The sequence below is a fragment of the Oscillatoria salina IIICB1 genome (assembly GCF_020144665.1).
GTDB lineage: Bacteria > Cyanobacteriota > Cyanobacteriia > Cyanobacteriales > SIO1D9 > IIICB1.
The window spans coordinates 1-11,879 of the sequence record NZ_JAAHBQ010000108.1; the positions used below are offsets into that span (position 1 = coordinate 1).

Here is an 11,879-nt window from a genome sequence, read left to right on the forward strand (position 1 = left end):
CCTTTAGCAACGCGGAGGGAGGGGAGCAGTCAATCAATCTTAAACCAGAACAGATATATCGCGTTCAATGTTGGCGCTACGTCATCCATGTGGTCGGGAAAGGAATTAGTACATTTGTTGGCTATGCCGACTTACCACCAATTTTAGGCGTAGAAAAGCCGGATTTAAAAGATATCCGAATTTGGCGCAAACGTTGGCGAAAAAATTGTTATCAAGCGCCTTCATTTTGGGTAAAATTCTATCAGCAAAAATTCCGCGAAGCTAAATCATTGACTGAGATGTATCGCTGGGGCGAGATTGTAGCGATAATTAAATTTGCTTTAGCAGAAACAGCATTAAAATTGCTCCGGAATGTTTATTTAGAAGAAAAATATTATTGGGAAAATTTCTAAACTCCTAGATAAAATCTTTACAAATTATCAGGATTTTCGCCTAACTCTCGCAACCTTGCGGCTAAACGTTCCGCCCGTTGACGTTCAGTTTCCGCCCGTTGACGTTCAGTTTCCGCCCGTTGACGTTCCGCTTCTTCTGGTAAGAAAACCAAATTACCTTCTGCATCGTAAAATCTCAACCAAGAAGCAGTTTCTCGTTGAATTGTTCCGTCCCAAGTTCCTAACCAAAAGCCTAATACTTCACACCATAACCAGCCTTGTTCGTTAGGAGTTAATGGTTGGTAAACTAAATTAGTACCTAAATTCCATCCTTGTAAAGAATTAGGATTGAATGGGTCATAAACGAAGTAATTTCTCGTCCGAAAAATGTTTTGGTAAATTTCCTTTTTTTCACCCAAATCTGCATTCGCTGTCGAAGCAGACATTAGTTCCACAATTACGTCAGGATAACGTCCATTTTCGTCCCAAGCTACCCAACCTTGGCGAGTTTGACTACCATCAACATTCAAAACTACGAAAAAATCGGGTCCTTTGAAATCACGATTTTTCGCTTGGGTACGACTGTAGTAAACGAACATATTACCGCCGACAAAATAATCTTCGCGTTCTCTCCAAGCTTGTTGCAAAGATTGGATTAAAATGTTCATGGCGATGCGATGGCGATTAGTTTCCAAGGGTTCTCCGTCGTCAAAAATTAGGTCTTCTGGCGGCATTTCAGGTTGCCACTCATCAACAGGAATATTTGTCTGTTGTTGATTTTCAGTTGTGGGTACGGACACGGTACTATTCTCCCAAATACCTTTATTTTTAGGTTAACTTAACGAGAAAATAAATCCCGTAGCGATCGCCAAATATCTACGACTAATTCTTCTAGCCATAACATAAAGCTGTCAAGGGCTTCGAGGACTTTTTCTAAGGGATGCTTCACATAACCGACGTGGGTTGCTTCGGTTTCCACCCAGTCTTGTTGGTTTTCGAGGTATTTATCTTCTTCGTCTACGTGGCTGATGGCTTCTCGCCCTTTTCTTGCTCTGGGATACACTGAGGTGGCAATATTAGGCGTGAGGGCGTAGGTGTTTCTGGTTTCTGCTGCGGATAGTTCGTCCTCAATTTCTGGTAGTTGAGGTTCGGTTATTTGCTTAATTTTCTCTACTTTTGCTTGAGTTTTTGCCTTTTGTGTGCTAATAGTTGGCTGAGTAGGTTCTGAGTTTGATTCTTGGTTGAGACGTTGCTTGAGGCGATCGAAGATCGAACTAGAACTACTAGAAAATGTTTCTTGCGATCCTTGACTGGCGGGTAATTCTGTGGTATGGGAAGGGCTGGTGAGTGTAGAGGGAGTTGATTCTGATTCAATTTCCGAGAATAAATCCTGCCAAACTAACCAAGGATCTTCAGTTTCAGCAGCAGATAAAGAAGGGCTAAGATTATTTTCGCGCTCTTTGCCAGAAATAGCTATTGGGGAATGGTTATTTGTTGGTAAAGATGAAGAGGAATTTTTGCCAAAAAAGTAATCGACAGCAGCGCGAAGTAACATTTCAATCCGAAAAGGATCGGGTTCGCGTAATTCTGCATTAGGAGGATTTGTTGATTGGAGACGATCGCTTTTATTTGCCCAAATTGTAATCCGAAATTGTCCCGCGATCGTTAGGCGATCGCTAACCGCATGAGCTAATTTAGAAACTGGGGCTAATCTTAAATGAAAGACACCAGAGATCGATTTAGGTTTCTCAGTTTCCGCCCCAGGTAATTGTAACTTATCTACTTCTTCCCTAGGAAGTAAAGCTGGTTGAGAATTATTTGACGACAAAGATTGACCGTGATTTCTTCCGAAAAAATAATCAATTGCCGCGCGAAGTAAATCTTCTAAAGGTAAAGGTTCGCTGCGAGAATTGCGATCGTATTTTGTTGTATTATTAGCACTTCCGCCCCAAAAAATCCTTAAATCGTGATAAACATCGCCAAAAAACTCGCCAGTTTTACTTACCAAAGTTTTTGTTGATTGTAGCGGTTGGCTTTCCCAACTAGCAACAGTTTCATCGAGACGAGATAAGACAAGACGCGATCGCAGTTGAGGAGTTTTACTACTATTATCTAGTTCTATATAATCTGACGTAGGTGCAACATTCCGCACCAAAGTTGATTCCGAAAAAATATCGATTGCACTAGCTACCGCGCTTGTTTGTACCCAGCGCATTGCTTGCCAAAACATTCGCACTGGCGGTAAAACATAGAAATTACTAACCTTAGATTTAGGTAAACGTCCGGGAAATTTTTTCGCTTCCCGAATTAAACGCCGATACCGCCATAATTCCGCAATTTCCCAACGAATTCGTCGTTCTAATTCATGCTGTTGTTCGGCACTTAGAAAGTCAATAATTTGATTTTCTTTTGTTACCAAAACCAAATTGCGCGTTTCCAGTAAAGTCGCTACAGCTACAACTTGAGGACGACTTTCTTTCGCACTAACCGCTACTTCTTGTAATTCCGTCGGTAAGTTCATTTTTTGCGGTTGCAACTCCACCGAAGTTGTTAACAAAGGTTCAACCGTTTGCAACACTTTTTTAATCGGAGTATCTGTGGTTGGTGGAGTCTTCACCCCATGAGTCTTTGGTTTTCCTTCCGGTAACTGCGAAGACTCGACGGTGTGTTTGAGGATGTATCCCGCAACTCGTCCCGTTTGCACCAACAAATAAATTGGGTAAAGAAGTATCTGCACTCCCCAAATTGCCGCAACCTTAGCGTGTCGCACCGTAGCCGTTACGCGGGTGTTAGTGCGTAAGTATTGGCGATTGAGGAAATTGAACAAACGGCTTTTATAAGGAGTTTCAGGAGGGGAAGACATAATCAGTTATCAGTTATCAGTTATCAGTCATCAGTTATCAGTCATCAGTTATCAGTTATCGCGTACCCGCATTTACCAGTTGTTAGTTATCAGTTTATCGTTCAATTACTCCAATCGATCTAGATTTTGCCAATTTCTCTCATTTCCCTAATCCTCAATCCCCAATCCCCAATCACCAGTCCCCACTGAAGCGAAATTGATTACAATCGAAACAGCCGATTTGTCAAGGTAAAAGTTTGCCCGTGAGAAGCACAACCCCTCGCAAAAGCCCCAGCCCGTATACCAGAATCACTGTCTTTGTGCTGTTAATTCTGTTTCTGGTACTACTTCCGGCAGGAACGATCGCACATTTACTTACCGAAGCTTGGTGGTTTGAGGCGGTTAACTACTCGGAAGTTTTCTGGAAAATTCTCAAAGCGCGATCGCTGGTTTGGCTCGGTACTTTTCTAGTTTACTCTATTTTTCTCTGGTTTAATTACGCTCTCGCGATGCGGATTACTCAAAATTCTGGTTTTCGTTTGTTAGAGGGAACAGAATTTGAGTTATATGCGAAAAATTTTCCTAACTTTATTGCGGCTTTTTTCATCTTTATTTTAGCTTTCACTGCCGCAGGTGCGAGTATCGATGGTTGGGAAACAATTCTCAAATTTATCCACGCTACTGATTTTAATACCACCGATCCAATTTACGAACGAGACATCGGTTTTTATGTTTTTCAGCTACCTTTTTACCAAGGTATCCAGAATTGGTTATTAATGCTATTTTTATCGGGATTTTTAGTTTCTGCTCCTATTTATTTGCTCAAAGGAAGTATCGATCCGGAAATAGGTAATTGGAAGTATATTATTTCTGGTAAACCCAAGACACATTTAAGCATCTTACTCGCCGCGATCGCTATTTTATTTGCAGTGGGTTTTTGGCTAGGACGCTACGATTTACTGTACACTAGCGGTGGTGTCGTTTATGGTGCAGGTTATACCGACACTCACGCGATTACTCATTATCTCTGGTTGATGATGTTTTTGGCGATCGCAGAAGCAATTTTATTACTCGTTTCTCTCCGACAAAAAAGCATCGCTTTACCAGGCTACGGTTTAGTAATCTATCTCCTGGCTTTAGTTTTCATTAGAGGTATCTACCCTAGTTTTCAACAACAGTTTATCGTCGAACCCAACGAATTATCCAAAGAAAAACCTTACCTCCAATATAACATTGCTTATACCAGACAAGCATACGACCTTGACAGTATCCAAACTAAACAATATCCTGCGAATCCTACTTTAACTCGCGAAGATTTAGACGAACACCAGGCAACTCTCCGCAACATTCGTCTTTGGGACTATCGACCTTTATTAAGTACCTATCGACAACTACAAGAAATTCGTCTTTACTATAAATTTAGCGACCTAGATATTGACCGCTACACCTTAAATGGCAATTACCGACAAGTAATGTTAGCACCGCGCGAACTTGACTACGATCGAGTACCAACTAGGGCACGTACTTGGGTTAACAAACATCTGAAGTATACTCATGGCTATGGGTTAGTTATGAGTCCGGTAAATAAAGTTACTCCCGAAGGCTTACCCGAACTATTTATTAAAAATATCCCTCCCGAATCTACAGTGAATTTGCAAGTTTCTCAGCCAAGAATTTATTACGGTGAAGAAACAGACAACTACATTTTTACTAATACAAGTACACCGGAATTTGATTATCCTTTAGGTGATGAAAATGCCTCTAATTTTTATGAAGGGATTGGTGGCGTACCAATGAATACTCTTTGGCGGAGGCTAGTCTACGCTTACGATTTGGGCAATCTAAAGGTATTAATTTCTAACTACTTCACCCCCGAATCTCACATTCATTATTATCGCAATATCGAAGAGAGAATTACTAAAATTGCGCCATTTTTACGCTTTGATAGTGACCCTTATATCACCTTAATCGACGGAAAATTAAAATGGTTAATCGATGCTTACACAGTTAGCGATCGCTATCCTTATTCAGAACCAGTTTCAGAAATTGAGAACGCACAAATTATCTTAGAAACTGATAACGAGAACCAACTTCAAAGCGGTGATTTTAACTACGTGCGTAATTCAGTTAAAGTAGTAGTTGATGCTTACGATGGGACAATCGAATTTTTAGCTATTGATGATGAAGATCCGGTTTTAGCTACTTACAAAAAAATATTTCCGCAACTCTTTCACTCCCCAGAAACAATTTCCGACGAACTTATAGATCATTTTCGCTATCCACTCAATCTTTATCAAATTCAAGCGCAAATGTATCTTTCCTATCACATGACCGACCCCGAAGTATTTTACAATCAAGAAGACCTTTGGCGCTTTCCAGAAGCAGTTTTCCAGGAAGAAGAAAGACTGATTGAACCTTATTACTTAATAATGCGTCTTCCCGAAGCCGGAGCAGGTGAAGAATTTGTCTTAATTATGCCCTTTACTCCTGTGAATAAAGATAACATGGTAGCATGGATGGCAGCGCGTTCCGATGGCGAAAATTATGGGACAGCTTTGTTATATGAATTCCCCAAACAAGAGTTAATTTATGGTCCCGGACAAATTGAAGCCAGAATTAACCAAAATCCGCAAATCTCCGAACAATTAACTCTCTGGAGTCAAGAAGGTTCAAATGTAATTCGCGGTGATTTATTAGTCATTCCCATTGAAGAATCTATCTTGTACGTGCAACCAATTTATTTACGTGCAACCGAAGGCGAATTACCTGAGTTAAAACGAGTCATTGTCGCTTATAATCAAGATATCGTTATGGAAACATCTTTAGACCGAGCTTTAGCGGCAATTTTCGGCAACGAACAAGCACAAAGAGAAGAATTACCAACAGATATAAGAGCAATTCCGACACCAGGAAATTTAACTGAAGCTGCATTACAAACATTCCGTCAAGCACAAGAAGCCGCACAAGCAGGAAATTGGACAGAATATGGACGTTTGAGTGATAAATTGGAAACAATTTTAGAGCAATTAAATCGAGAAGTAGAGTCTACACCAAGTCTCAGTCAATAATGCTTAAATTAGTTTGATTAACTAGGGCTTGCTGAACAAATGTCAAAGTCCTTACAGCATAGGTATTTGAGCCTTATTTGAGAAGCCAAGAGTGCAAGCACCATTATTCTTTGAAGATCGGATCTCACCCTATATTGCCCTATAGATGATACGCGATCGCGCCCTAATGCCTTGTAATACCAAAAACGACCCTTGCACTTTTTTCAAAGCAAATGAGTTGTCCGTAACGCTGCATACAAGTTCCCATAGAAGCACTTTTTAATAAGCCTCCCGTGAAAACCGTTCTTAATAATTGGCGACCGCGTTTGAGATTGGCTGGACTCGTGTCCTGAAAAGCTGTTTCTCCGAGTAAAAATTCAAAGAAGTTCCGAACTTCGATATTGGGTTTTTCTTCGTAATAGCGGACATTATCTGCGGTAAAAATTGCTTCGATCGCTTCGGGATGGCTGAAGAAAACAGTAGGTTCTTTAGCACTGCCTATCCGAAAGCAATCTCCGTACTGACGAGCGCGGCGATCGAGATAGTCATAGGCATTACTACCCATTTGCATAAGTTCAAATAATTTGGGAGTGTTGGGACCTTGAGGTAGTTTCATAATTGGATTCCAAATGATGATAAGAAATAATGAAGGATTTAAAAATGGCTTCGAGTTTATTCGTTAAGAAAGAACGCTTGTTGAAGTTTTTTTACCTTTTAAGTTGTAGAATTAATTCGCAAAACCAGATAGATAGAGCTACCCATAATACCGACATAGAAAAAGGGTATAAAATTTATATTTTATTGATTACATTCAATCGCAAACGCAGCAATTTGTTTACCCAAAATAGTCAAAATTTATGATGAATTTTATCATAATATTATGGAAATTTTGATAAACGATCGCCGATCTGTTGAGATAAAACTCGAACATGAGGAAGATTCATCATTGAGAAATGATTTCCCGGTATTTCTTGCACTTCCAATTCTCCTAAAACGTATTTATCCCAGCCAAATGTCCTAGAATTGGGCATTTTTTCGGGTTGCTCCTGTGCTTTTAAAAGCGTTACTTTTCCCGGATATTGCTGCAATTGATAAAGTAGCATTGCTCTTATATTAACCTTACTCAAATTAGCAATAAATTCTTGCCTTTCTGGAGAAACATTTTTTAGAGTTAGATCGGCGTTTGGATGCGCTTGACTCAGTAATTCGAGTTGCCGATCGCGATCGTTTGCCATAATATCAATTAAGCCAAGAAATTCAACTTTAAGGTTGTTTTGTTGCAGTTGTCGTGCCATCTCGAAAGCAACGATTCCTCCCATCGACCAACCGCATAAATAATAGGGGGCTTTGGGTTGAAGGGTTTGTATGGCTTTAATGTAAACTGCTGCCATTTCTTCAATGGTTGAAAGCCGGGTAGATTCACCATCAAACCCTCGAGATTGTAAGGCATATAAGGGACGTTCGGGATCGAAATATCGAGCCATTTCAATAAAAGAACTCCCGCTTCCCGTCGAAGAATGAATGCAAAAAAGAGGATTTTTAGAACCGCTTGGTTTAATGGCAATGGGAGGACTGAAATCGATATCCTGAGTGTTTACAGATGATTTGTCTAAGAAAGATGCGAGTTCGCCAATAGTTGGATGCTGAAAGATATATTGGGGTTTGAGTTCTAAATTGCATTCATTGGCACGAGCAACCACTTGGATATTAAGTAAAGAATCACCACCAATTTCAAAAAAGTTGTCTTTAATACCGATAGTTTCAACCTGTAAGATTTCCGACCACATTCGAGCGAGTAATTTCTCTGTTTGAGTTTGCGGTTCGATATATTTTTGAGAATTTCGATCGCTTTCTATATCTGGCTTTGGTAATTGTTTGCGATCGAGTTTTCCGTTGCTAGTGAGAGGAATAGTATCCAAACAAGTATAGGATGAAGGGAGCATATAAGCTGGGAGTTTTTGACTTAAATAATCACCCAGCGTATGAGGATTAAAGACTGTTGTAGATGGCGAATTGCGAGCGAGAAAAACATCGAAACCGATGCGATCGCGAATTGAATTGGGAGGATTAAAAAAGAGACTTTCGCTAAATCCTTGTCTCGACAGTAAAGTTTGCCATTGTTCTTTGGATAAGACAGGATGTACCGATCGCAGTTCAAAATCCTCAAAGCGTTCAAATCCCTGTTGCAGTCCCATGTTTAGATCGAACCAAGGATGAAATTGAGTCTTTTCAATCGCCAAAAGTAAGCCGTTGGGAGCGAGAAGCGATCGCGTCCAGTCTAGTGTTTCTTTGAGGTTGCGAGTATTGTGTAGAACGGTTGCAGCAACAACGAGATCGAACTCGTGTAAATTATAACCTTGTTGTTGTGGTGATTTTTCAATATCGAGAAGACAATAACGAATGAAAGAATATTCCCCAAATCTTTCCCTTGCTTTTTGTAAAAAGAAATGCGAAATATCGGTAAAATAATAGGTGGCGCGATCGCGAGGGAGTAACGGTAATAAATGTGCGGCGGTTGTTCCATATCCTGCACCAATTTCAAGTATGCGAATAGGCCGATCGCCGTCAAATGATTTAACAAAAGACTCGAGAATTTCGGCTGCGATCGCATTACAATCGGCGAAGATTTCTCCGTAAATCTTTAGGGTTGTATCGGAGACATACAATTCTGCTGAATGAATCTTTTCAACAAGAATATCGGCTAAGGCTTCATCGGGTTTGTTGGGGAGGAGATCGAGCCAAGTTTCAGAGATTGGGCAATTGCTAAGTGTTGGCGAAAAGAGGGATTTTGCTTGCTCCCATAATGGAGTAATATTGGTAAAGCGATTGCTTTCTTGTTTCAACAATCCAGCGTTAGCCAATTCTTGAAGAGCGCGAGATAACCACTTGCGATAGCGAGGAATAATTTGGCATCGATCGAGAATTTCTTCAATCGCGTAAGTTTCTCCAGGCGATCGATAAATGCCCAGTCGATCGAAAGCCAAACAAACCGAGAGAATATAGCGTTGATTCTGTCCTTCCCAGAGTTGTTCAAAAGTAGGGCGATTGAGATGCCAAGACCGTTCTCGCGATCGTTGTTTCCCCCCTTCCACAACAGTTTGCCAGAGTGCCATTTCTTCCTCTGTTTCGCTCAAATTTTCCTTTTTTTGAGGAATAATATAAGCAGCAAGGTGTTTGTTTTCTTGCGAGTCTCCAACAGCTAAAATAACGGCTTCTTTAACCGAGGAATGTTGAAGCAGTGCCGATTCAATTTCCCCTAATTCGATGCGATAGCCATTGATTTTTACTTGAAAATCTTCCCGTCCGAGAAACTCAATATTGCCATTGGGTAAATAGCGCCCAAAATCTCCCGTTTTATACAGTCGTTCTCCTGTTTTCGGATGTCGGATCAAGTTAGCCGCCGTTTTTTCCTCATTATGCCAATATTCCCGCGCTAATCCGATGCCCCCGATGTACAATTGTCCCGGTACCCAAACCGGACGGGGTTCGAGGGCTTCATCCAAGACATAAAAACGCTGGTTAGCTAAAGGACGACCGTAGGGAATGCTTTTCCAAGTCGGATCGACGTTTTCAATGGGATAGAAAATCGACCAAATTGAGGCTTCTGTTGCCCCTCCCAAACTAATGACCTGCCCTCCCGTCGCAGCGTGTATGCGATCGGGTAAAGTGAGGGGAATCCAATCGCCACTTAAAAGAATCAAACGCAACGACGATAGCTCCAAATCGGAACGAGATGCGGTATAGTCGAGAAGCATCTGCATGAGGGCGGGTACTGAGTTCCAGAGGGTGATCCGATGCTCTTGAATGAGTTCTGCCCAATGAGACGGATCTTTGCTGGTTTGAGGGGCGATCGCGACAATTGTTCCCCCCGCAGCCAAGGTTCCGAAAATATCGTAGACCGAGAGATCGAAACTAAGAGAAGAAACCGCTAACACTCGGTCTTCCGCCGTCACCCCAAAACGGCGATTGATATCGAGAATGGTATTGACTGCCCCGCGATGCTCGATCGCGACTCCTTTCGGCTTACCCGTCGAACCGGAAGTATAAATAACATAAGCGAGATTTGTTACCGTTTGTTGGGGATGTAACATCGAGCAGGATGGATCGGGAGCGATCGCATCAACCCAAAAGCGTTCGATATTTTCCGGCCAGTGAAGGGCGTTTTCCAACTTCGATTGAGTGAGAATCCCGCAAACCTTCGCTTCGGCTAAGAGATACGATCGCCGTTCGTCGGGCAGTTCGGGATCGATCGGGACATAAGCCGCCCCTGCGGTGAGAATGGCTAAAGTAGCGACGACTTGTTCCCATCCCCTTTCCATCACCACGGCAACTTTTCGATCGGGTTTTGCTCCTTTGTTTCGCAGTTGATGAGCGAGAGTAAGGACGCGATCGCGCAATTCGCCATAGGTGAGAACGCGATCGCCTGCAATAACTGCCGTCTGTTCCGGTTGGACGAGCGCTTGCTGGAAAAATGCGGTTTGGGTAGCTGGGTTTTCTCCTCGCACGTCCGCGACGGCGATGCGATAAGGAGGAACGCTCTCTAAAATACGCTGCTGTCCGTTCTCTTCAATAATCGCCCGCAACATATCGTGGCGATCGATGAGACGCTGCCATGCCCGTTCTAGCGCTTCTACTGCAATGTCTCGGGTTTCGATTTCCCAGTAGATGTGGGCAGAAATCCCCCCTAATTCTAATCCCTCCTGACGACCCAACCAGTAGGCTTGCTGAATGTCCGTTAGGGGAAAAGGTTGATCGCGCGACTTGGGTTGGGGAACAATGGTATCGAGGGCAATTTGACGGCGTAAAAAATCCAGAATTTCCGTCTTGCGTTCCTTGAGTTGGTTTGGTATAGCAACCGCCCTGGCGGTTGCTATACCAAACCAACTCCATTTCCCCCGACGGTTCCTCCGGCTTTGGCATCAAAGGCGCGACAATAGCCATCGGAGGATAATGCACCCCCTTCTTGATAGAGATAGCCTCGTTCTTGGGGAACGGTAATGGAAACCCCTCCTGCGAGAGCCAGATCGCATTGATAGTCTAAAAGATTTTGACAGGCTAAATGAACGGCCACTAAAGAAGTCGAACAAGCACTTTGTACCGTCAGGCTCGGACCAGTTAAATTCAATTTATAAGAAATTTTTGTCGCTAAATAATCTTTATCATTGGCAACAGACATCTCAAAATAATTTTGAGTATTTAAAGGCTTGCGATCGGCTAAATTAAACAGTAGATAAGTATTGAGATCGGCTCCGGCAAAAACCCCGATCGCCCCGTCAAAGCGATCGGGAACGACATTGGCAGTTTCGAGGGCTTCCCAAGCACATTCGAGGAGGACGCGGTGCTGGGGGTCGGTAATTTCTGCCTCTCTGGGGGTGAAGTTGAAAAAATGCGCGTCAAACCATTCAATATCCTCGAGCATATAGCTTGCCGGAACGTAGTCTCGATTTTCAAGGAGATCGGGTGCGATGCGATCGCTGAGTTCGGCCCGAGAAAATTCCGTTCTTCCTGCGACTCCATCCCGAAGATTTTGCCAAAATTCTTCGAGATTTTTGGCTTTTGGAAAGCGTCCAGCTAAACCGACGATGGCAATTGAATTGAGATTTTCTTCCATGATTAATA

7 protein-coding genes are annotated in these 11,879 nt (G+C 42.3%); 2 read left to right on the forward strand and 5 right to left on the reverse strand.

Going from position 1 to position 11,879, the window contains the following annotated elements; translation table 11 throughout:
- The coding region (locus tag G3T18_RS22535) for a hypothetical protein (RefSeq protein WP_224412845.1) at positions 1 to 392 on the forward strand (392 nt) is incomplete at its 5' end.
- A gap of 17 nt (positions 393 to 409) precedes the next feature.
- Here G3T18_RS22535 and G3T18_RS22540 read toward each other — a convergent pair.
- Together G3T18_RS22540 and G3T18_RS22545 are read right to left on the reverse strand one after the other, a co-directional pair.
- On the reverse strand, positions 410 to 1,171 hold the full coding sequence (locus G3T18_RS22540) for a Uma2 family endonuclease (RefSeq protein ID WP_397333987.1): 762 nt from the start codon (positions 1,169 to 1,171) through the stop codon (positions 410 to 412).
- Between the two features lie 38 nt (positions 1,172 to 1,209).
- On the reverse strand, positions 1,210 to 3,234 hold the full coding sequence (locus tag G3T18_RS22545; RefSeq protein WP_224412846.1) for a hypothetical protein: 2,025 nt from the start codon (positions 3,232 to 3,234) through the stop codon (positions 1,210 to 1,212).
- Positions 3,235 to 3,476: 242 nt separating this feature from the next.
- On the opposite strand from G3T18_RS22545, the gene G3T18_RS22550 reads away from it, so the two are divergent.
- Positions 3,477 to 6,281, forward strand: coding sequence for a UPF0182 family membrane protein (locus G3T18_RS22550; RefSeq protein WP_224412847.1), 2,805 nt, complete (start codon positions 3,477 to 3,479; stop codon positions 6,279 to 6,281).
- Between the two features lie 163 nt (positions 6,282 to 6,444).
- Here the strand turns inward: G3T18_RS22550 and G3T18_RS22555 are convergent, their stop codons facing one another.
- The 3 genes from G3T18_RS22555 to G3T18_RS22565 form a co-directional block, all read right to left on the reverse strand.
- Positions 6,445 to 6,876 (reverse strand): cytochrome P450, encoded by a 432-nt coding sequence (locus tag G3T18_RS22555; protein WP_224412848.1) that lies wholly within the window; start codon positions 6,874 to 6,876, stop codon positions 6,445 to 6,447.
- Between the two features lie 262 nt (positions 6,877 to 7,138).
- Positions 7,139 to 10,972 (reverse strand): amino acid adenylation domain-containing protein, encoded by a 3,834-nt coding sequence (locus tag G3T18_RS22560; protein ID WP_224412849.1) that lies wholly within the window; start codon positions 10,970 to 10,972, stop codon positions 7,139 to 7,141.
- 158 nt (positions 10,973 to 11,130) lie between these two features.
- Positions 11,131 to 11,879 (reverse strand): beta-ketoacyl synthase N-terminal-like domain-containing protein (locus G3T18_RS22565; RefSeq protein ID WP_224412850.1); only part of this gene is annotated, 749 nt, incomplete at its 5' end.